The organism is Clostridium sp. BIOML-A1 (assembly GCF_009874105.1).
GTDB lineage: Bacteria > Bacillota > Clostridia > Lachnospirales > Lachnospiraceae > Coprococcus.
On sequence record NZ_WWTL01000007.1, the window covers coordinates 1 to 22,595 of the forward strand.

21 protein-coding genes are annotated in these 22,595 nt (G+C 40.1%); 1 reads left to right on the forward strand and 20 read right to left on the reverse strand.

Annotated features, from left to right (window positions below; all coding sequences use genetic code 11):
* Window positions 1–284: 284 nt before the first annotated feature.
* The 6 genes from GT641_RS06830 to GT641_RS06855 form a co-directional block, all read right to left on the reverse strand.
* Entirely contained in the window at window positions 285–665 is a 381-nt protein-coding gene (locus tag GT641_RS06830; protein WP_008402179.1) for a VOC family protein, read from the reverse strand.
* 62 nt (window positions 666–727) lie between these two features.
* On the reverse strand, window positions 728–934 hold the full coding sequence (locus GT641_RS06835; RefSeq protein WP_342413220.1) for a PPC domain-containing DNA-binding protein: 207 nt from the start codon (window positions 932–934) through the stop codon (window positions 728–730).
* A 43-nt stretch (window positions 935–977) separates the two neighbouring features.
* Complete coding sequence (locus tag GT641_RS06840; protein ID WP_161117136.1) at window positions 978–3,422, reverse strand: ABC transporter permease; 2,445 nt, start codon at window positions 3,420–3,422, stop codon at window positions 978–980.
* On the reverse strand, window positions 3,419–4,093 hold the full coding sequence (locus tag GT641_RS06845; protein WP_008402175.1) for an ABC transporter ATP-binding protein: 675 nt from the start codon (window positions 4,091–4,093) through the stop codon (window positions 3,419–3,421). Before GT641_RS06845 ends, GT641_RS06840 begins: the two co-directional genes overlap by 4 nt.
* A gap of 188 nt (window positions 4,094–4,281) precedes the next feature.
* The gene (locus GT641_RS06850; protein ID WP_161117137.1) at window positions 4,282–5,547 is read right to left on the reverse strand and encodes a HAMP domain-containing sensor histidine kinase; all 1,266 of its coding nucleotides are present in this window, start codon (window positions 5,545–5,547) and stop codon (window positions 4,282–4,284) included.
* Window positions 5,523–6,212: a response regulator transcription factor gene (locus tag GT641_RS06855; protein ID WP_161117138.1), complete on the reverse strand. Its 690-nt coding sequence runs from the start codon at window positions 6,210–6,212 to the stop codon at window positions 5,523–5,525. The genes GT641_RS06850 and GT641_RS06855 overlap by 25 nt, the downstream gene beginning before the upstream one ends.
* Window positions 6,213–6,841: 629 nt before the next feature.
* Here GT641_RS06855 and GT641_RS06860 point away from each other — a divergent pair.
* On the forward strand, window positions 6,842–8,074 hold the full coding sequence (locus GT641_RS06860; RefSeq protein ID WP_008402171.1) for an ATP-binding protein: 1,233 nt from the start codon (window positions 6,842–6,844) through the stop codon (window positions 8,072–8,074).
* 333 nt (window positions 8,075–8,407) lie between these two features.
* Here GT641_RS06860 and GT641_RS06865 read toward each other — a convergent pair whose 3' ends face one another.
* From GT641_RS06865 to gabT, 14 genes are all read right to left on the reverse strand, one after another.
* Window positions 8,408–8,602 carry a DUF296 domain-containing protein gene (locus GT641_RS06865; protein ID WP_161117139.1) on the reverse strand — a complete coding sequence of 65 codons (195 nt, stop codon included), beginning with the start codon at window positions 8,600–8,602 and terminating at the stop codon, window positions 8,408–8,410.
* Window positions 8,603–8,824: 222 nt separating this feature from the next.
* Window positions 8,825–9,412, reverse strand: coding sequence for a helix-turn-helix transcriptional regulator (locus GT641_RS06870; protein WP_044945802.1), 588 nt, complete (start codon window positions 9,410–9,412; stop codon window positions 8,825–8,827).
* A 156-nt stretch (window positions 9,413–9,568) separates the two neighbouring features.
* Window positions 9,569–9,877: an AzlD domain-containing protein gene (locus tag GT641_RS06875; RefSeq protein ID WP_008402168.1), complete on the reverse strand. Its 309-nt coding sequence runs from the start codon at window positions 9,875–9,877 to the stop codon at window positions 9,569–9,571.
* Between the two features lie 2 nt (window positions 9,878–9,879).
* Window positions 9,880–10,581 carry an AzlC family ABC transporter permease gene (locus tag GT641_RS06880; protein WP_008402167.1) on the reverse strand — a complete coding sequence of 234 codons (702 nt, stop codon included), beginning with the start codon at window positions 10,579–10,581 and terminating at the stop codon, window positions 9,880–9,882.
* A gap of 19 nt (window positions 10,582–10,600) precedes the next feature.
* Window positions 10,601–11,350: a tRNA pseudouridine(38-40) synthase TruA gene (gene truA / locus GT641_RS06885; RefSeq protein ID WP_021943194.1), complete on the reverse strand. Its 750-nt coding sequence runs from the start codon at window positions 11,348–11,350 to the stop codon at window positions 10,601–10,603.
* Window positions 11,351–11,428: 78 nt separating this feature from the next.
* Window positions 11,429–12,415 (reverse strand): 2-hydroxyacid dehydrogenase, encoded by a 987-nt coding sequence (locus GT641_RS06890; RefSeq protein ID WP_161117141.1) that lies wholly within the window; start codon window positions 12,413–12,415, stop codon window positions 11,429–11,431.
* Between the two features lie 320 nt (window positions 12,416–12,735).
* Complete coding sequence (locus GT641_RS06895) at window positions 12,736–13,896, reverse strand: SGNH/GDSL hydrolase family protein (RefSeq protein ID WP_243143709.1); 1,161 nt, start codon at window positions 13,894–13,896, stop codon at window positions 12,736–12,738.
* A gap of 17 nt (window positions 13,897–13,913) precedes the next feature.
* On the reverse strand, window positions 13,914–15,359 hold the full coding sequence (locus tag GT641_RS06900) for an MBOAT family O-acyltransferase (RefSeq protein WP_347562857.1): 1,446 nt from the start codon (window positions 15,357–15,359) through the stop codon (window positions 13,914–13,916).
* 155 nt (window positions 15,360–15,514) lie between these two features.
* Window positions 15,515–15,742, reverse strand: a complete 228-nt coding sequence (locus tag GT641_RS06905; RefSeq protein ID WP_008402160.1) for an acyl carrier protein — start codon at window positions 15,740–15,742, stop codon at window positions 15,515–15,517.
* Window positions 15,743–15,760: 18 nt separating this feature from the next.
* The gene (locus tag GT641_RS06910) at window positions 15,761–17,320 is read right to left on the reverse strand and encodes an AMP-binding protein (RefSeq protein ID WP_161117143.1); all 1,560 of its coding nucleotides are present in this window, start codon (window positions 17,318–17,320) and stop codon (window positions 15,761–15,763) included.
* A gap of 33 nt (window positions 17,321–17,353) precedes the next feature.
* Window positions 17,354–18,931 (reverse strand): HAMP domain-containing sensor histidine kinase, encoded by a 1,578-nt coding sequence (locus tag GT641_RS06915; RefSeq protein ID WP_161117144.1) that lies wholly within the window; start codon window positions 18,929–18,931, stop codon window positions 17,354–17,356.
* A gap of 22 nt (window positions 18,932–18,953) precedes the next feature.
* A complete protein-coding gene (locus GT641_RS06920; RefSeq protein WP_243104391.1) occupies window positions 18,954–19,709 on the reverse strand; it encodes a response regulator transcription factor in 756 nt (251 codons plus the stop codon).
* A gap of 192 nt (window positions 19,710–19,901) precedes the next feature.
* On the reverse strand, window positions 19,902–20,669 hold the full coding sequence (locus GT641_RS06925) for a YdcF family protein (RefSeq protein WP_008402156.1): 768 nt from the start codon (window positions 20,667–20,669) through the stop codon (window positions 19,902–19,904).
* A gap of 517 nt (window positions 20,670–21,186) precedes the next feature.
* Window positions 21,187–22,545: a 4-aminobutyrate--2-oxoglutarate transaminase gene (gene gabT, locus GT641_RS06930; RefSeq protein ID WP_044945797.1), complete on the reverse strand. Its 1,359-nt coding sequence runs from the start codon at window positions 22,543–22,545 to the stop codon at window positions 21,187–21,189.
* Window positions 22,546–22,595 lie beyond the last annotated feature (50 nt).

Consider the following 22,595-nt stretch of genomic DNA (forward strand, 5'->3'; position numbering starts at 1 on the left):
TAGGCTTGATGGAATCATCGTGATGCCAGTAATCGTGTACCAAAACAAATACTTTTTTACTCATAAGTTATACGTCCTTTCATCACCATTTTATGGCTACGTTTTTGTGAATTCTCGTTTTTTAGATGTGCGTTAAATTCCGATTTTATTGTCTCTATTATACCATAATGATACTATTATAAAAAAGCAAAAAGAGCTCCTTCGAGCTCTTTTGGGTCAGTTCTGCAAACTTGAAGTTATAAAATCACAGTCCAAAACAGGGCACATCTTTTAACTGCAATACTTTATTCGTGAATTTCCAATGGTAGATTGTCAGGGTCATAAAAGAATGTCATTCTTTTACCTGTGTAAATATCAAGTCTAATCGGCTCAGTTATGATGCCCCTTTTATTCAATTCCCTTACGGTATTATCGACCGAGTCTACAGCAAAGGCAAGATGCCGGAGACCGTAAGCTTCTGGATAACTGGGGCGCTTCGGACAATTTTTAATGATAAAAAGTTCTAATTCCATCTCATCGAGTTGAAGATCAATTTTGTAATCATCACGTTCTGGTCTGTAATTTTCTCGAATAATAGAAAAACCTAATAGATCCACATAAAAATGCTTTGATTGCTCATAGTTGCTCCCAATAATGGCAATATGATGAACTTTTTTCAAATTCATGGTGTATTTACCTCTTTCCTACTTTGTTTGAATACATGAAATATAATATCATAAGAACGCATCTAATCAAACTTAAATACATTAAGCCCTATTTCTTCATCATAAACTCTGTCAACTTTTCCATCAATGACCGTAATTACCATTTCACAGGTTGCACTCACGACAGCTCTGTTCAGATGCCCTCCAAACACTTCACCTTTCTCATTTCCGACACTCATATGAAGATGCGCATAATATTCTCCATAGAATCTTTTGACGTATACTTGCAAACCAAGCTGTCACTCATTGCCCGAGTGACAGCTTGGTTACTTGCTATCCCTGATACCTTATTCTTTCAACCAGCGTTTCCTTTTTCAGATTACTGCTTAAAACGCAGGAAAGTACAATCTGCAACAGACCGACCAAAAAAATCATAATAAAAATTGGTACGATTGGAACATGATAGATATTTATTCCAAATATTCCCATATGTTTTGCATAGGAAAAAAGTGCATAGCCGAGCGGCAGACCAATGATCAAAGCTACGCATATGGTGCCAACCGTAAAAATCAGTCCCTGTAACTGCAGGCATAAATTTAATTGTTTATTTGTCATGCCCACAGCCTGTAATACACCATATTCCTGCTTTTTTGTCGTAATATTCATGATCATGGTATTCGCCATATTCATAAACCCGATGAGTCCTACAATAGCCATAAACAGATAACAGCCAAGCTTCATCATGCTGCTTGCAAATTCGGCAGATTGTAACTGCGCATGATAAGTATCCATTTTTATATGCGAAGTATTAGAAATCAAAGTATTCAGACTTTGTTCTACAGATGCCACATCTTTTTTATCACAGTCCACCCACAGATAGCCATAGGCTGTTCCTCTCGGATTCATGGAACGATATACACCTTTCGGAATGACAAGATAAGTGTCCGCACTTACAAAAGATCCTGCAATCTTTCCCTGATAGGTATAGGTTCCACTTCCATTCTCAAAGTCAAATGCAATGGATTCACCCGGAGCATATCCATCTTGTTCCATCCACGCCAACCAACCAAAGAAAATATCACCATTCTTTACCGCCTGATCATAGTCCATAGAGCCAATATCCCCTTCTTGGCGCATAAAATCAAAATCCTTTTTACTCACAATAGTAGCCGGAAATCTTGTTCCGTTCAGATTTACAGAGACAATCTCTCTCGTCATGACATCTGTTACTCCCGGAATGCTTTTGATTTCTTCAATCAGCGAATCATTCAATGGATCATCCGTCAGAATCGTATCCAGATTATTCTCCGGATATCTTTCATCATACTCAGCAGAATAGTCAAGCTGCAGTTCAAATTGTCCATAATTAACGGAAAGACGTGCTTCATGCTCCGTGTCAATATTCCCCACATAATTAGAGATAATCACAAACAATACGCAAGAAAAACCCATTGTGAGGATAGTACCAATAGTTCTTTTGGGATTACCCGTTACATTTGCCATTGCCATAGAAAACACGGTGACATTTTTTCTGCCATTTCGTTTTCCTTTTTTTTGTGTTTCTGCATTTTCTAAATACCGTGTTGCTTCGATAGGTGAAATCCGTGAAACAATTTTCATTGGTTTACGCAGTGCCAAAGCAACGGTAAGAAATGATACGAAAATACAGAGAAGCATAACAGGCAGGGAAAACAGAGGCACCTGCTGATTTTGAACACCCATAGAACCAGTTCCGGTTGATACAAGGTTCCCCTGTTCTACCAGCCAGTTAAAACCGCATTTTGCAATCAGAAAGCCAAAAAGCAATCCAACCGGTATTGAAAAAAATGTCAAAAAAATGCCCTCTCTGAAGATCAGTTGTTTCATCTGCTTTTTTGTCGCTCCCAGAGCCTTGATTTTTCCATACTCCTGTATCTTGTTGGCAATACCGACCTGAAAAATATTATAAATGACCACAACAGAGAAAAGTACAATTGCAAGAATCAAAACCCCGCATACCGCAATCGTTTCATAACTCGGCTGCAAGACCCATTGCAAATAGAGATCATTGACAATAACGTTTTTTTCTTCGATCCCACAAGCTGCTGCAATCTGCCTTATAACCGAATCAATATTATTCATAGATACATTTGCAGAATCATTTAAAGTAAAATAAATATTATACTGTCTGTCATTCTCTGCGACGTGCTCATCATAAAACTCCTGTGACCCGAAAGCAACATAAGATGCCTCGATGGTATACTCATCCCGGTCATATAGGATTCCGCTGACAACAAATTCTTCCGGCTTATATTCTGACCGCATCCCTGCACGGTAATCCAGTGTAACCGTATCTCCGACCTTTACATCATCATATCCCATTTCACTAAAAAATGCTCTTCCTGCGGCAATTTCCTGCGTTCCCCCCGGATACTTTCCTTCCTTTAACTCATATTCCTTATTATAGGGAAGCATTTTTCTTGCAGTCTCATCCATGCAGACAAAACCACCGTTTTCGTTGCCTTTAATTATGCCTTCTGTACACATAATTCCTATTGCATCTATTTCTGCACGGCGGCGTACGTCCTTTAACTGCAAGGCATCTGCTGCGACAAACAAACCATAATTGCTTCCATATGAGCCTGCCGCCTGACTTTTCTGTAAACGGATCATTCCATTTCCCACAGTACTGATAATCACAAGCAGCATCGTAGTCAGACATATGGACATCATAATCAGTATACTTCTTGTCTTGTTCTTTTTGTCATTGCTATATGCAATCCTGCTTATTGTCTTCATCTAAAATCCACCACCTGTCCGTCCTCAATCACCAGAATACGGTCAGCGACCTGTGCAATTTCGTCATCATGGGTAATCATTACAATTGTTTGTCCATATTTTTTTGCTGTCATCTTAAGCAGGGCGATTACCTCATCACTGGTCTTGGAATCAAGATTTCCTGTCGGCTCATCTGCAAATATAATTTCCGGACGATTCACCAGTGCTCTTGCAATTGCTACTCTCTGTTGCTGTCCTCCGGATAACTGATTTGGCAGATTGTAAATCCTCTTTTCAATTCCCAAAGTTGCAATGATATCATTTACATACGCTTCATCCACTTTTCTTCCATCCAGCCCCAGTGGCAGTACAATATTTTCCCAGACATTAACAGATGAAACCAGATTAAATGCCTGAAAAACAAATCCGATTTTTCTTCTGCGGAAAACAGCAAGGGCATCTTCATTCATCCTGTATAAATCTTTCCCTGCTAAAGTAACACTGCCTTTCGTTGGGGTATCAAGCCCTCCTAGCATATGAAGTAATGTACTTTTACCGGAACCTGACTTTCCAACAATTGCGACAAATTCCCCCTGCTCAATCTGAATGTCCACCTGATTGACCGCCTTGACCTGATTCTCACCTGCGCCATAAAACTTACAAAGCTGCTTGGTTTCTAATATCACACTCATGTGTTGCCTCCTTTTCAATTCTGTAAAGCGTACCTTTTCAGCACGCGTCAAGTCTCGCAGCTGCTCGACTTGAAATATTTGGTCATTTTTCAACCTACATCCTAATTGTATCAGGACAATCTTTCATTTCACTTTCAAAAAACGAGCAGAACTCTTACAGAATTGTAAGGGTTCTGCTCGTTTAAAATTTAACCAACATATGGTAATTGAATCACAAACGTGCTTCCTTTTTTCTTTTTGCCGGAGGTTACCGTAATCGTACCTGCGTGTTTTTCGATAATTTCTCTCGATAGAAAAAGTCCGATTCCTGTACCACTCTTTTCCATAACCTCCTTGGAACTTCCTCTGTAAAATCGTTGAAAAATTTTATGATACTCATTCTGCGGAATACCAATTCCCTGATCCTCAATTTCCATTCTTACAAGATCGTTTCTTTTTTGTAACCGGATAAATATTTTTGAACCACCCGGACTGTACTTGACCGCATTATCCAGAACGTTGATCACAGCTTCACCAAGCCACCTTTTATCCTGCATAATCGTGCATGTTTCCAGCTCTTTCTCATAGTCAAAAACGAATTCAATTTCTTTCTCATCCGCTTTAGGATAAGTGCGGTTCACAGCAGATATGACAGTATCCATAAGCGGAAGTTTTTTCTTATTAATCTGAATCAGTCCAGTTTCCATCTTGGATATTTCAAGAAGCGATTGCAATAATGTCTCCAGTCCATCCAGAGCACTCCGACAACGGATACGAAACTCCTCCTGTTCTGTAGCACTTAAGTCATTCTGCATCAGCACACTAAAACATGTATCCAAAGCTGCAACCGGTGTCTTTAACTGGTGAGAAATATCAGAAACCATTTCTTTCGTGTTCTCTTTTTCTGCCCTTGCTTCTTCCTTTATCAACTGAATATGATGTCCGATTGCTTCAAGCTGGTCATTCAATTTTTCCAGTTCTACATAATTTTCCGTTTTCAGTAAATCATCAAATTTATTTTCACGGAATCTGATCAGAATTTCTTCCAACTGGTCTAAAATTTTCTGATGACACGCATCTTCTTTTTTCTTCCAATAAAGTAAAAAAGTCAAAAGAAGCACGCATATCACAGTGCTTACAGCACCGGTCACCATAACCTGATGCCGGAATTGCAAATAAAATGCATTCCCTTTATTTCCCCAGTATCCATATTGCTCCAATAATTGCCTTCCCCGTTCATTGGTTTCAATATCTTTATCCTTAAGCAATTCCGAAACAGCATCCAGCCCGGAAAATTCTTCCTTTGCAGCAATGTCTGTCATAAGATTCATTTTATATTTATAATCTTCATAAAACACATACGTGGTAACGCAATTTAATATTGCAAACAATATTATGACAGACAATACCAAGGAGAGCACTACTGTAATCTTCTTGCGATATCTCTTTGTCACTGCCTTACCTCCTGATTCCATATATACCCAAGACCTCTGATATTCTTTATATAGACCGGTGCAGCCGGATTGTCTTCGATTTTCTCACGGAGTCTTCTGATATTGACAGCGATTGTATTTTCATCCACAAAATCCCCTTCCAGATCAAACACATTTTCCAATATTTGTGTTTTTGAAAGAATCTTTTTCGGATTCTGAAGAAAAAAAGTCAGCATTTTCAACTCCGTTTTTGTCAGACTGATTTCACGATTCTTTATCAGGACTTTCATTTCTCCTGCGATAAATACGATATCTCCCGAAATCATCTTTCCGGCTTCCGTTTTCTCCTGTCTGCGGCGGAAATGTGCTTCTATTTTCAAAAGAAGTACCGAAAGACTAAACGGCTTTGTAATATAATCATCTGCCCCTGCTTCATATCCCATAACCTGATCCATCTCCTGATCCAGTGCTGTAAGACAAATAATGTATGTATTATAATTGCATCTCATCCACCTTACAAATTCCAGTCCATTCCCATCCGGAAGATTCACATCACAAATGATAACATCCACATTATTATCACTTGCAATTCTTTTCGCTTTTTTCACTGATTCTGCCGAAAAAACCTCATATCCGGATTTTTTCAATGAGAATGCAATTCCACGATTTAAATTTTCATCATCTTCAACCACGAGTATACCTGGCATAGCATATGCACCTCTCTTTATTAACTATATATATTTAATATCAGAGTAGATATTGTTTTTATAACATCACAGTATTGGATATTTTCCACGAAACAATTTTAACTGTTATATTTTATTATCAAATATCTCTCAAGCCTTTGAAAATACTAAGTTTATCGCAGGTGAGCTTTCCCTTATGTTATATCTTCCCATACTGATTTACGAACTCTGATAAGGGAAAATACAAGGGAAAGAAAATCCTATAAAAACAGTATAACACAAAATAAAAACGACATGGTGAACTGATTGAAATGCTTCTATATTTTTATTAATTTAAAGGTGACACAACATGAATACCATTTACGCAGAATACAACATGTACCACAACAGCATTGACATTTATACATCTGCCGGATATATGTTACTCTATATCTTGATGGAACTATGCAGATGTGGGTGGATGCTGAAGCTTCCTTGAAAATTTGATAATTTAACATCAAAAATGAGTTGTTCATGCCTGGGACAGTCTTCGGGTTGCTTTTACATAGTTTCCACTTTCAAAAAATAAAAAAATTTGTGTTTTTGAAAGTGACATCTTGCATATACTATTAGCAGACAGTATACTAAGTACAACGAGGCGGTTTCGAGAAATGAAAAAAATTCAATTTTTGAAAGTGGGTGACTATATGAAGACAATCACGAGAGCAAAATATCTCGATAGAATCATTGAACTGAATGGCACTCCTGACATCAAGATCATCACTGGTATTCGTCGATCTGGTAAGTCCAAACTAATGCAGGCGTATATTACGTATCTGAAGAGCAACTTTGAAAACATCAATATTATCTTCATTGACTTCATGGATTTAGCATATGAAGAAATCAGGGAATACCATGCCTTACACGCCTATGTGGAAGAACATTATCAGAAAGATAAAACGAACTACCTGTTTGTAGACGAGGTTCAGATGTGTCCCAAGTTTGAGCTGGCAATCAATAGCCTGTACTCTAAGGGAAAATACGACATCTATGTAACAGGCTCTAATGCTTTCCTGTTGAGTGCAGATCTGGCAACGCTGTTTACCGGACGCTATATCGAAATTCATGTGTTTCCTTTCAGTTTCCAGGAATATTGCCAATTTTATGATGATATTAATGACAAAGATAAGCTCTTCGATGAGTACGCTATCAAGGGCGGTTTAGCAGGTTCCTATGCTTATAGAACCGAAAAAGACAGAACAAACTATATCAAAGAGGTCTACGAAACTATTGTTACAAGGGATTTGGTACAGAAATATGCTCTCCCTGACACTTTAGTTTTACAACATCTGAGCGAATTCCTTATGGATAATATCAGCAACCTGACTTCTCCTAATAAGGTCAGTCAGCTACTAACAGCAAATGAGACTCCAACCAATCATGTAACCATCGGCAAGTACATTAAATATTTGTGCAATGCTTTTGTATTTTATGATATTAAGAGATACGATATCCGAGGTAAGAAATACCTTGAAAGCTCTGAAAAGTTCTATTTGTGTGACAGCGGTATTCGATATGCAATACTCGGAAGCAGAAATATAGATTATGGCAGAGTATATGAAAACATCGTTTGCATCGAGCTTCTTCGCCGTGGATATGATGTTTATGTTGGCAAGCTCTATCAAAAGGAAATCGACTTTGTTGCTCAGAAAGGTAGCGAGAAGTTTTATATTCAGGTCAGCGACAACATTTCCATGCAGGAAACATTTGAGAGAGAATGCTCTCCTCTGCTTCAGATTCGAGATGCTTATCCGAAAATGATTATTGCCAGAACCAAACATCCTCAATATAGCTATGAAGGAATTGAAATTCACGATATAGCCGATTGGTTACTACAAGAATAAGCAGAGCAAAATATCTCCGTCATTCTCTTTTGAAATGATGGAGACATTTTTATTATGACGGAGATTGTAGAGCAGAAAATTGTATTAGGTAACAAAAATCCTTATGTTTTATAACCCGGAATTTATTTGCTTTTCTTCTCTTTGCTGCGTCTCACTAACGCGATAAATAGTTCAATGAATCCGGCACATAGCCATATGGTACCTAACGCAATATTTTCTGCCCAGAACCAAAACAATGATATAACGATCCATATAATCGCTAAAATAAAAATCACCTTGCTTCTCATGATTTTTCTCCTGAAAATCCCGATTCATCACATGTGTTCAACGCATCTAATCAAACTTAAATACATTAAGCCCTGTTTCTTCATCATAAACTCTGTCAACATTTCCATCAATGACCGTAATTACCATCTCACAGGTTGCACTCACGACAGCTCTGTTCAGATGCCCTCCAAACGCTTCACCTTTCTCATTTCCGACACTCATATGAAGATGAGCATAATATTCTCCATCTTCAACAGTCATACATGGAGCATACTCCTACAACTTAAAACTTACTGCACTTTTTCACTAAGTTTTAATTCCCTATAGTTGCATATCAAGCTCCGAAAAAATAAAGACGACCAGTCTTATCATAAAACCAATCATCTTTATTTATTCGTATATTGTATTTTATATCTCATCCTTTGGACAAAATCGAATCATTTCTACGTTCTCTCTAAACCAGAAGTTTACGGTCTACCACTATTAGTTCATAAAAATATGCATCAGAAATCCGATTAATACACAAACAACAAATGTTATCAGTGCACTACCTATAACTAAAAAAATCTTCTGATATGGGCGTTTACCTATTTCTCTCTGCTTTTGTATATCATCCAATAGTTTCCCCTCAGAAAATGCAACAATTTCTTTATAGGTTTGAACATCATTATCTTTTTTTACCTTTTCAACCTGAAAGGCAAAGTACATAGAGAGTGCCCAAATGATTCCCCAAGGGATGAATGCCCAAACGCCAAGCCACATAAATAGCGGAACTGCCGAAACTACAGTGACAATCAGCATTATAGTGTAGATTTTTCCATAGCGGTTCATTTTTACAATTTCTTCTTTTTGAATTACATCTTTCATAACTTCAATATCTCCTTTGATTAGATTATCAAGAGAAATTTGAAAGATTTCACTCAGTAATACCAAACTATTCACATCTGGATAGCTTTTATCATTTTCCCAATTTGAGATTGTTTGTCTTGAAACATAAACTCGATCGGCTAACTTCTCTTGGGATAATTGTACTTCCTGACGATGTTTTTTTATTTGTTTTCCGAGTTCCATCTCTTCACCTCCTAGTATACTCATACTAATCAAAAAGTCATATTTTCGCTATCAAAGGACATTGACATCAAGGTTTTTAGTGTGTCAAAAGTCTTTTACATTCCAGGTCGGCGATATAGCACGTTCTTTGTCCTTACTTTTCGGATTCACAACCCCCTATAAAAACGCCAATATTCTCTCCACTACAAACACTGTCACACAGGCGGCAGCCGCTACAACTACCAGCCCTTTTTCACGGATACCAAAGATAACCGCTACGACAAATCCTGCGATCGCACTGATAACACTTTCCGTACTGTAGAAAATCGCCGGAAGGGTAAGTGCCGTTAGGCAGGCATATGGCACATAGTATAAAAACGAACTTAAAAACCGATTCTCTATCTTTTTTCTGAATAACACCAATGGCACTGCACGGATCAGATATGTGACAACCGCCATTGCGATAATATATGTATATACACTCATCTCTATTCTTCTCCTTTTTTCTTAACCGGCGCAACGATCGCACCAATTGCTGCTGCCGCTACTGTACATATAACGATCGATATTCCGGTCGAGATAAAGTGGAATATCGGAACATAATATAAAAGGATACTGAACAAAGCTGCCACGCATACCACAAATAACACAGATTTTGACTTCTTAGCAACCGGAACAACGATCGCCACGAACATGCCATAAAGTGCAAGACTGAGTGCGCTGCACACAGACTTTGGAAGCAGCCCGCTGGCTACTGCTCCGGCAAATGTACCACCGCCCCATCCAAGGATCGGAAGGATCTGAAGTCCTAACATATACGGAAAGGTCACTTCTTTGAAATATCCCATTGCAACTGCAAAGATCTCATCTGTATTTGCAAATGCAATGATCAGACGCTTCCAGATGCCTACATCGTCAGCTAACTTCTGCGTAAGTGAAAGACTCATCAGACCATATCTCAGATTGATGATAAGCTGAGTGAGGATCACCTCAAGGATCGTTCCCCCGGCAATGATGATCTGAAGTCCGGCAAACTGACCGGCACTTGTAACATTTGTAACGCTGGTAAGAACTGCCTGAAAGACACTGAGTCCGCCTTTGATCGCAAGAATACCAAAACTAAAACTAACTGCAAAATACCCCAGGGCGATCGGGATTCCATCCTTCAGCCCATTTTTAAATTCATTCATTTGTACTACTTACTCCATATTACTTTTTTTCATAATCAACCTGCATCAGGCACAAGCCCTGTGGTGGTGCGGTCGGCCCTGCGAGCTGTCTGCACCGGCCTGTAAGCACCTCTTCCATGTACGCCGGTTCCATTCTGCCTGCCCCGACCTCTACCAGAGTACCGGTCAGGATACGAACCATATTCTGTAAGAATCCGGCTCCGTGGAAATCAAGAATCACATAATCGCCATCTTCCTTAATATCGATCGCAAATAACTTCCGAACCGTCGATTTCTTCATCTGCTTATTGCCACAGAAGCTCTTGAAATCATGTTCACCGACCAGATAAGCTGCTGCCTTTCGCATCCGTTCACAGTCGATCGTCTCACCCTCATCCAGAGTCCAGACGTATTTCCGGTCAAATACCGGCTTCAGCCTGCCACGATAGATCGTGTAACGGTAATGCTTGCCCTTTGCATTAAATCTTGCATGAAAGCGTTCTGCTGCCGGAGTAACCTCCAAAATGCAAATATCATCCGGCAGATAATGATTCATATAATCCCGGATCTCCTCCGGTGTCTTATCTGTCGGAACCGGGCCGCTTGCAACCATTGCCCTTGCATGCACACCTGCATCGGTTCTTCCCGCTCCGTTGATCCGTACTTCTTCGCCTGCCATCAGGGAAAGCACTGATTCGATCTTTCCCTGTATGGTCACAACGTCTTTTTTATGTTCCCACCCATGATATCTCGTCCCATCATAGGCGATCAGAAATCTGTAATTCTGCATAATCATTTCCTTTTCTACATAGCTTTCATTTTCTCTATGACGATTGTCTTCCGCACTTCTTTTATCTTGCATATATTTCTACACGGCATTTATATCCTTGATCGTGCCATTCTCATAATCTCTCGCATTGTCCAGTGTGGTACGGCTGATCGCTTCCAGTGCTTCTTCCGTCAGAAAGCCCTGATGGGAGGTTACGATGACATTCGGGAACGACAGCAGTCTTGCCGTGATCGAGGATTCCAGAATATCATCCTCACGATTCTCAAATACATTATTTGTTTCTTCCTCATACACATCCAGACCGATACCAAAGAATTTCTTATTTCGATTTCCCGTGATCAGATCCTCCGTCTTGATCAGTGCGCCTCTCGATGTATTTACAAGGATCACATTATCCTTCATCTTATTGATCGTCTCTGTGCAGATCATATGGTACGAATCATCTGTCAGCGGACAGTGAAGGGAGATCAGATCACTGGTCGATAACAGCGTATCCAGATCCACATACTCTACAAAATCCAGGGATGGATTCCGGTACATATCATATGCCAGAACCTTCATGCCAAATCCATGACAGATCCGGCACATAGCCGCTCCGATCTTACCGGTTCCGATGATACCCGCGGTCTTGTCATAGAAGTTCATACCCGTAAGACCTACCAAACTGAAATTATTCTCACGAACCTTGATATAGCTCTTATGGATTCTTCTGGTAACCGCAAGTGCCAGTGCCATCGCATGCTCTGCAACCGCCTCCGGTGAATAACCCGGAACACGGAGCACCGTGATACCACAACGGTTTGTTGCATCCAGATCCACATTATTGAATCCGGCACAGCGCATTAACACTAATTTTACACCATTTGCAGCCAGACACTCAACTACTTTTTCACTGACATCAGAACTTACAAATGCACAGATCGCATCATATCCTTTTGCAAGAGCTGCTGTTCTCGGTGAAAGATCTGCTTCTAAGAACTCTACCTCCAGATCTGAATATTCCGGTAATATCTTTTCAAATGAATCTCTGTCATATTTCTTCGTATCATAAAATAAAATCTTCATATTCCATATCCTCCTATCATATCCTGCCACCAGGCATCTGTAAAAGCATCGTATACTGCCATAATTCCGCTTATTTCCCGGCATGCCTGTACAATTTTCTATATTTCTGCAACTATTATTTACATTTCATTGCCATTTTATCACAAGAAGCTGTTATTTACACAAAAATAAATAACAAATACCATTTTCTTACCTTATTTATTCCATGTTTATGCAGGCATATAAAGTATCCGATTCATAAAAAGAGAGATCATGGCGCTTCCAGATCTGCAAATCCATATCTGTGTCTCCATGATCTCCCTTATATACTTTACAATCTCTTACTGCAGAGTTGTGTTCGCTTCCGTACTTGCACTTTCTGTTACTTCTTCCGTAGCTGTACTTTCTGTCGTTGTCTCCGGCTTGTTCTCAGTCGTTGTTTTTTCTGTTTTCTGCTTTTTGGTATCAGATGTATCTGACTGTTTGATGTCAGCCTTCTTCGACTTCTTGTGTTTCTTATCGGAAGACTTCTTATCTGTCTTCATAAACTGCTTATATTCCCTATAAGCCTTATTCCAGCTCTTATACTCCGGATCTTTCTTCTTATTCGTAAATGTATAGTTCTCTGAAATATACTTACCGATCTCTCTTGTTACCTTCTTAGCTCCATAACAGTTCAGATGTCTTCCGCCATCTCTGGTATCCTTCTTCCAGTTGATCGCATTCTTACCCTCTGTGGTATTCAGATCAACAAATGGAATGCCAAGCTCCTTGGCATACTTTGTCATGCCATTGTGCTTCTTATAATTCCATGAATTAGCTGTCGGCATCTCGACAAACATCACATCGATATCATTTTCTTCACAGAGATCAAGGAACATCTTAAGGAAGAACCTGGATGACTTCGGTACCGATTCGACATCAGCAGTCTTTACCATCATGTCTTCACCCGTATATGGTACAACCGTTTTACTTAAGTACTGTCCTCTGCTTGAAGAACGATATGTGTAGTTCTTTGCTTTAAAACTATCACCCAACACAAAGCCTTTCCATCTGTCATGATACTTCATGATCGGAATATATTTGTAGATCAGAGATTTCACATTTCCTTCTACTCTGGATACCTGTGTCTTACCCTGCCATAAAAGGTCAACATCCAAAATGATCAGCTTCGGCTTCTGACATGTCAGAAGCTCCTCTAATATATTAACAGTCTCGGCAATATTCTGTGCGCCTTCCGCAACAACATAGGAAGGAATACCATATTTCTTCCACATCAGCATCGGTGAATATGCACTGTAGGCATTACTGTTTCCCATAACGACCAGATCGATGGAATTCTTTGGTTCTCCATAGAAGCCTCTGGCATTTGGATTTGATAAGCCGCCTTCCGGATCACTCGTTTTCGGATAAAGCATGACGGAGCCGAGTGCCATAAAGCCACAGAAGATCAGCATAAACACGATAACTTTTATAATGTTTTTTACTCTTTCTTTTTTCATGTCTCTCACCATCTATCCTAAAATTGTGCATATATGAATCCGGCCACTTCATAACCGCTTCCATATGCGCCCAGAATGATCACAGAAAAGATCAGTCCATAATATAACACCCAACGAAGAACGATATTCTTTGTTGCTATCTCCTCACGGATATGATGTCCCTTCTCCTGATATAAACCTACCAGCAGTAATACCAGTGCACCAAATGCAAGTAACAGGAAATCATAGACATCAAGCTTTACTTCAAACAGATCTCCGCTTGTAAGCACTGAAAATGTGAAATTACGGAACATCGATACGAGCATCTGTCCAAAGATCTTAAGGTCATCCGCACGGAACATCAGCATACCGATATTTACAAATATGAACGTTCTTACTACCTGAAGTGCCTTATAAATCTTACCTTCCCGGTTCACATGCAGTTTCCCATACATCTTCTTAAATAATGGTTCCGTCAGAAGTCCAAGTATCATAATGAGACAGTAGTAAATACCATACATAACATACTTCCAGCTGGCTCCATGCCAGATACCGGTTCCGAACCACACCGCGAGCATCGCGATAGAGGTCGGGATCAGAGTTGCAAAAAATGCATTGAACTTCTCTCTTGTCTTCTTACTGAGCTTCATAAATGCCTTGGACAATGAGATGGAATAGAATACATAATCTTTAAACCATGCACCAAGTGTCATATGCCATCTTCTCCAGAATTCACTGACTGTCTTTGACATAAATGGTCTTGCAAAGTTCTCAGACATCTGAATACCAAACATCTGAGCACTACCTCTTACGATATCCATACAGCCGGAGAATTCCGCATATAACTGCAAGGTATATAACAGCATTCCGACAACTACATATAAGCCATCATACTGATCATGGAAATTGAAGATCTGGTTTACATACATATTTGCGCGATCTGCTATAACGATCTTCTTAAACAGACCCCATAAAACAAGCTGCAAGCCCTGAGTCATATTATTATAGTTGAACTCGTGACCTTCATAAACCTGATCACCCAGCAGGTCAAATCGCCCGATTGGACCTTCCACGATATGCGGGAAGAAAATCAGGAACAGATTCACCTTCCAGAAATTATCGGATGCTCTGTATTTTCCTCTGTAAACATCAACGATATAACTGATCGCCGACAGTGTATAGAACGAGATACCAAGCGGCAGCATCATATTCTGCATTGGATTCGTCTTATTAATACGGAGCAGACTTAATATATCACAGAAAACCTGTCCAAAGAATACTGAATATTTCAGATATACAAGAATACCAAGGTTCAACAGAACGATTGAAACGCACACACATTTCTTCTGCCATCCGATGATCGCTTTATATTCCTTCTTATTTTCTTTTGGCAGTACCTTCTTTGCCATACTGAAGCCATCATCGATCTTATTCAGCAGTCGTCCGCCGAAATAGATGGATAACGATGAAAACAATATAAACACAACATATTTACCTGAATTAATGAAATAAAACAGGTAACTGAATATCAACAGGACCTTCCATTTATGCTTTAACGGCACAACGGAATAGAAAAAGAATGATCCCATCAATATAAATCCTAAATAAGCTATCGATGTATATGACATTATTTTACTCCCTAGTCGTCACTTAATCTCTGGATCATATCATAGATCGTCTGAACTGTTTTGAAGTTCTCAGGTACGATATCTACAGGTGTGATCTCGATGTCAAATGCATCGTTAAGCTCAAGCACCAGTGTTACCATTGTAATAGAATCCAGTATACCATGGCCAACCAGATCTGTATCATTTGCAAAATCAACTCCGGGCTTTACTTCATTTAAAATCTCTAATAATTCTTCCATTTCTTTGTCCTCACTTTTTTATAATTTATAATTATTTTTCAGCCACTTACGATCAATCTTTCCATTTTGATTATGTGGCATACTTTTCACTCTTACAAACTGGTTCGGTTCCATATAATGCGGAACCTTCTTCTTGAACTCTCCAAGCAGAAATGCGTCATCCAGTTTCTTTCCTTCATATATAAATACGATCTTGTCTTCTGCATCATCATAGATACATGCGTAACTTCTGATACCCTCGATCGCACCGGCAGCCGCCTCGATCTCACCAAGCTCGATACGATAGCCCATATGCTTGATCTGATAATCTTTTCTTGAGATATAGACCAGTTCTCCGAATTTGTTATATTTTACAAGATCTCCGGTCTTATAGATCAGCTCCGGATAATTCGGATTCAACGGATTCTGAACAAATGCTTCCTTTGTCTTTTCTGCATTTCCATAATATCCAAGAGCGACAAATGAACCTCTGGCATATAATTCTCCTTCTGCACTGAAGCCTGTCTCAGGATTGATCTCCGGTGAAACCACCTTGCCATCTTCACCAAGTACAAATACATCACAGTTGTTACATGCATTTCCCATCGGAAGTGGCTCATCATCACGGAACTTTCTGTTTACCACATAATAAGTACAGATATCCGTCGTCTCTGTCGGGCCAAACAGATTGGCATACATGGCATCCGGCAGATTCTCGATCCAGTAATTTAATGGCCTGGTCGGCATAACCTCACCGGCAAATAATACTTTTTTCAACTCCGGAAGCTCAGCATACCGGAACATCTTATAGTTTGCAATGATCGAAAGTGCCGACGGAACCCAGTAGATCGTATTGACCTTTTTCTCATTCAGAAACTCCATAAGCTTGATCGGGAACGAGAAATAAGCTTTTGGTATTATATACAATGTTGCACCATTTTTCAATGTGCTATATAAATCCGAGACTGACATACTGAAATAAAACGGCGTCTGATTACCAAATATTGTCGTCTCGTTAATATCAAATGCTTCCGTATACCATGTAATATAGGAAAGGATATTCGCATGTGATATAACAGCCCCCTTCGGAACACCTGTTGAACCTGAGGTAAATAATGCATATACCGGATCTGTATCGATCATATGTGCTCTGACATCTGCAAGGCAGCTCTGATCTATGGTCTGATCCATCTCATCCATATTAAAGAGTTTAAGTCCATATCCCTGACCATCCTCTGTCTCAACCTGTAACTCTGCAGCCTTATCCAGATGCTTGCTGTCTGTTACAGCAGCTTCCGGCTGCAATGCCTTTAAGATCTTATTCACTCTGTCTACCGGCATTTCTGCATCTATAACCACATAAAAGTTCCCACTGTACACAACTCCCATAAAAGCCGCAACGCTCTTCGGTTCCTTATCAAGAAGTACGACAACCGGACGGTTCTTACATCCGCCAAGTCCCTGATACAACCATGCACCAATCTGTTTTGCTGTCTGTTCCAGTTCCTTATAAGTCAAACCGCCGTTTATATCGGCTACAGACAACTTATCCGGATACTTTTCTGCTGATCTTTCAATAAATTCCAGTACATTCTTCATAGACATCTATTCCAGAGTATCTCTGGACCTCCTTTATTTTACAATTACAAATATCAGCCTGACTGTATATCTGTCTTTTTTCTCATTTGCTGAAAACTCTATTTCCATTTCCTGTGCGATCTTCTCACAGGTTTTGAGTCCAATTCTGGTATTTTCAGCTTCATTTCTGTTTTTATTTATATAATTACTGATCACCAGCTCTACCTTCGATTCGGTTGTGTGATATGTGATATCTACCGGCTTGCTGTAATCAGAATATTTTCTTATATTTATAAATATATTATCAAACAATCGTTTCAGATATGGGGCATCGATCTTTATCAGCGGTGAATTGTCCTCTGTTGTGATCCGGAAAGTGATTCCCTTTTCTTCAAGCAGGCACATATATTCTCCGATCATCTGCTGGAAAAACTCCTTTGCATGATAAACTTCCATTTTCAGTTCATCGGTATGCCCGGAATAAACGAAGAAATATCGGAACAGCTTGTCTGACAGATCTTTCAACTGTCCTGCTTTGGCAACGCATATATCAACATACTGTTTGTACTCTTCGTCAGATTCAAATTCCCCTGTCTCAAGCAGATCCAGATATCCGCTTAACACCGTAAGCGGTGTCCGGATATCATGCGCCATCGCTGTGACCAGATCCCGGTTCGCCTGCCATGCTTCTTTTTCCTTACTCATCTGATCAATGATCGAATTTCTCATGCTGTCTATATTCTCAGCAAGTGTCAGGATCTCGTCATGTCCCGACTTCGTAATCGTCGCATTGATATCTGTTTTCTTTATCTTTGACACCTCATGTGTCAATCTCTTTACACGCCTTACTACCCGGCCGTTATAGCGCATAACCAACAACATAAATATAAATGAACATACCAGAAAGCCTATCGTCACCCATATGTAATAGACCTTTTTCTCAGAATAATCTACGATGCAGACATCATATAATCCATCTTCAAAACGAACCGAATAGAATGCATAACTGCCATACTGGGATGCAAAGTCTTCCACATCCGAAGCATTGGACGGAATCGTCTCTGTATAATCCGTCTCCGTAGAGGACGTATCATCGAAGATACTCTGATCTGATCGTTCTTCCTGTTTTTTTGACTCTGCTTTCTTCCGATAAATCTCAAGCAAATGTTTGCTTTTGATGTTATTCAGCATCTGCCTTTTGTCTTCTTCAGACTCTGCAAGCTTTCTGCCTTTCTGATTCCCATTGGATATTTTATTAAAAAAACGTTCCACCATGGTTCGTCTTTTTTGCTTTGTTGAATCATATATTACATTCTCATTCTGGTAAACCAGAAGATATACACTTCCCTCTTCCCGCTGCCAACTGAGAATAGCATTCATATCTGTGGATTTAACTTTATTCTTACTGACATAATCAGAGAAACGGTCAATCTTTTCTTCCGTTCTCCGTGCTACAGTTGCCTCGTTCAGATATTTCTTATCAATCACATATACGGTTGTCTTCAGCCAGATAAAGAACAATACGACCGCAAGCAACAGGCTTCCTGCTATTACAAGAATCAGCTTTGTATTTAATGTAAGCCTTTTTTCTGCATCTTTTTCAAATCTTTTCTGTTCTGCTCTGTCCTTCATACCGCATACTTTCTACCGGCTGTTAATCCACCTGATAGCCCTTTCCATATATGGTTCTGATGATTTCCGGTTGTGCCGGATTATCCTCGATCTTCTGCCGAAGTCTTAATACATGTACCATAACCGTATTTGATGAGGACGGAAGATATTTTTCCTGCCAGATGTTCTCATATAATTCATCCAGATTCCAGGATCTTCCACGGTTCTTCACAAGGAAAAACAGCAATGCAAATTCTTTATCCGTCAGATGGATAACTTCATTGTCTTTCGTCACAACACGTTTATACGGATCGATCGATATTGCTCCGACTCGGAGAATACCGTCATTGTTATCCTCTCTTCCTTTATATATATTATACCGACGGATAAGTGCTTTCACCTTTCGAACCAGTTCACTCTGTTCAAATGGCTTGCTTAAGAAATCATCTCCACCTGTATCATATGCCTCATTCTTATCCGGCTCCTGCGTCTTGGCTGTTAAAAACAGCACAGGAACAGATGAAAATTCTCGAATGGCAGAGCAACTCTCAGTTCCTGACATTTCAGGCATCATAATATCCATAATGATCAGATCGATATCGGAATTCTCTCTCACCAGATCAATCGCCTGTTTTCCGTTTTCGGCTTCCAGGATCTGATATCCCTGTCTCTTCAGATAGATTCCAACCAGCTTTCTTATATCCTTTTCATCATCAACGATCAGTATCTTCTCTGCATTTTCAGGCTGCATAGCACCCTTTATCTTTTCATCTATTCTTTTGTCATTGTCTAAAATCATAACCATATCCTCTCTTTTTCCAATATGTCCTGATTTTAATTTTCAATAACCATCCACACATTATAGCATTTGCATCTATAATTCAAGTATGCGTCAGGTGTTGTTAAGATTTGTTAAGTCAGGTTATATCAAAAAATTACATCCATTTTGTATCCAAATTTTTAAGATTCTTAAGTTTTTTGTTTAAGCTATCTAAAAAATCCATTCAAAGACGATTCCGTAAAGCTCCCTCAGATAATAAGTTGGCAGTAACCACCACGCTGTTTTCCCGCACACCGCCGATGGTGTTATACCTGTATGTTCTGCAATAACAGATGCCCGGTATTCATGAAATTCATTTGTTACAATAATGACCCGGAAATCCAGATGTTCCTCTTCCATGATCTTCTTTGAGTACAGAAGATTCTCTCTGGTCGAAGTTGACCGTTCTTCCTTATATAAACGTTCTTTTGCAATTCCCTTTTCTGTCAGATACCGGTACATGCACTCCGCTTCACTGATATTCTCACCTTTTCCCTGTCCTCCGGACAGAATACCCACAACCTCTTCATGTGTATTCAGATAATCATACGCTGCATCTAAGCGTTCCGTCAACATCAGGCTTGGTCGGTCGCCATTTACACCACAGCCAAGCACGATCATGACAGTTTCATCCTTCGGTGCTGTCTTCGATGCCCGTACCATGCATATCGTTCCTGCTGCCGCAAATCCAACTGCAACTAATACAATCAGCAAAACGATCCCGCATATTACTTTTCCGGTAGTCCGGGTCAGCCATTTTTTCACCCGGCAATTCACCCTGTGGAACCATGCCGCATATAAGATCAGGCAGATACCAAGAACAACTCCCGTAAGATTTCCTATGTTTTTAATCCCCTTCGTAACAAATGGATACAGAAATATGAATACTCCTGCAAATCCTGCTATGAATAATACTATTCTAAGCCACAATTTCTTCAATTTTCCCTACATACCTCCCGTCTTTTTACATAATTCTCCTTTTTCCAGAGTTTACTCCATGTTTATAGCATCCAAATGCATCAAAATGCCATCATCTCTATTGCAGAGGCGTTAAGATTTGTTTAAAGGCAGTCCCTCCGACTGGCAATTGGTATGGTTATCATGACTTGTTCCGTTTTCTGTTCGATGCACATGGCTGATTCGCTCATGCTCCTGCGCAAACTCGTCCTACGGACTCAGACATGCGCCCGCATTCGCTGCCAATGTGCATCTCACGACGAAATACTCACAATGTCATGGATAACCATACCAATTGCCAGTCAGAGGGGATACCAGATAATAATTTGCCTCACAACATCATGAATATCCATACCGCTAGGAACCAGAGGGGAATATAAAAATAACCGCTATGGTAAGACAGCGTCTAGGGATTGACCCTAGGGATTGTCTCGCCACAGCGGTTGTTTGTGCGATTCATATATATAAGGATTGTTGTTTTGTTTATGTTAAGATTTCTTTAGTGGTTCAGACATTCTTTGATGGATGCTTCAAAAATATCAAGACCGGCTGCAAGCTGCTCATCTGTCATGACAAGCGGTGCAAGGAAACGGATTACATTGTTGTAAGTTCCTGCGCCTTCTACTAACAGACCTTTCTTCGCACAAGTCTGGATCAGGTCAGATGTAAATGCTGCATCCGGTTCTTTTGTTTCCTGATCTTTTACGAATTCGATACCGATCATACCGCCAAGTCCTCTGACATCACCGATAACCGGATATTTCTTCTGCATTTCCAGATAACGCTCTGTCACTTTTTTACCGATCTCACAGGAACGCTCTGCCAGATGATCTCTCTCCATAATCTCGATCGTCTTTAAGGATGCGGCACATGCCAGTGGATTTCCACAATAGGTTCCACCGATCGTTCCTGCCGGAACTGCATCCATAACCTCAGTTCTTGCAATAATTGCCGACAATGGAACACCTGCTGCAATGGATTTTGCTGTTGCGATGATATCAGGCTCTACACCTGCCTCCTGCCAGTAAACAGAAGCAAACATACGACCGGTTCTGCAGAAACCGCTCTGTACCTCATCTGCGATCAGCAGGATACCATTTTCATCACAGATCTTACGAACTGCTTTTACCCATTCGATCGGAGCAGGAATGAAACCACCTTCGCCCTGAAGCGGCTCAACAACGATCGCTGCGATCGTGTCTGCTGCTGCACACTGTTCAAATACATCGTAGATAGATTTGATATAGTAATCAACTGCCTTATCCTCAGGCATTCCTTCCGGATTTCTATAATAATATGGGAACTGTGCACGGAACACGCCGGCTGCTAACGGTCCCATATCCTTTGCATATGCTTTCTTGGATGTCATTGCCATTGTAAAATGTGTTCTTCCATGGAATGCACCGGAGAATACGATGATATTCGGACGTTTTGTATATGCCTTTGCTACCTTAACGGCATTCTCGTCTGCTTCTGCTCCACTATTTGCAAAGAATGCTTTCTTGCTGTCGCCCTTTACAGGTGCAATGCCGGATAACTTCTCTGCAAGTGCTACATAGCCTTCATGTGTTACAACATTGAACATGCCGTGAAAATATTTATCTGCCTGTGCTTTTACTGCTTCAACGACTTCCGGCTGGGAAAATCCGATATTCAATACACCGACACCACCGATCCAATCCAAGAACTTGTTGCCATCGACATCCTCGATCATGGCGCCTTCACCTCGTTCTATAACAACCGGATATCCACAACGGATCGCATTTGGAACTGCCTGCGCTCTTCTGTCTATAATTGCCTGTGCCTTAGGACCGGGTAAAGTCTCTGTTATTATTTCCGGTAAATCTGTTCTTAACATATGTATCATCCTCCATCTTCTTATACGGACGGCCTTTATATCTGTGCCGT